This is a genomic window from Streptomyces sp. DH12 (genome assembly GCF_020873895.1).
Taxonomy (GTDB): Bacteria; Actinomycetota; Actinomycetes; order Streptomycetales; family Streptomycetaceae; genus Streptomyces.
Window position 1 is genome coordinate 1 of record NZ_JAHWGT010000578.1, and the last position, 553, is coordinate 553.

A 553-nucleotide genomic window follows, 5' to 3' on the forward strand; every position below is an offset into this window, starting at 1 on the left:
GCGCGGGTCCTCGTAGATCTCGAGGGTCTTCTTGGCGTCGGCCTTGCCGATGACGACGGTCGTGCCGTCCTTGCCGCCGGTGTTCGCCGGCTTGACCAGCTTGGCGTCCTTCGCGGCCTCCCAGTGGTCCGGCTTGTTCGCCTGGACCACCGCGTAGCCGATGCCGCCGGCCGCGGCCAGCACGCCGACCACCGACGCGGCGACGATCAGCTGCCGCCTGACCTTCGCCTTCTTCGCCTGGCGCTCGCGCTCCTGACGCAGACGCTCGCGCGCCGCGTTCTTGGCCGCCTGGCTGTTCCGCTTGCTCATGGTGATGTCTCCACAGGGGACGCACACGGTCGTGTGCGGAGTTCGTACGGGGGGACTGCTGATGCTCGGGCGACCGCCCGGGGCGTGATCCGCCTCAGGCGGCGAGGGAGCACGGCGGCCCGCGCCGTCCCAGGGAGTGCGCGAGGAGCAGGGTGCGCGCCACGGCGGCGCGGTGCGGCGTGCGGACCGGCCGGCCCGCCTTGGGCGCCCGGCGCACGGTCACCACCGCGACGGCCAGCAGCAG

General features: G+C 73.6%; 1 pseudogene. It reads right to left on the reverse strand.

From position 1 onward, the window contains the following. A pseudogene (locus LPA54_RS35870) lies at positions 1 to 309 on the reverse strand (DsbA family protein); the annotation flags it as partial. Between the last annotated feature and the right edge of the window lie 244 nt (positions 310 to 553).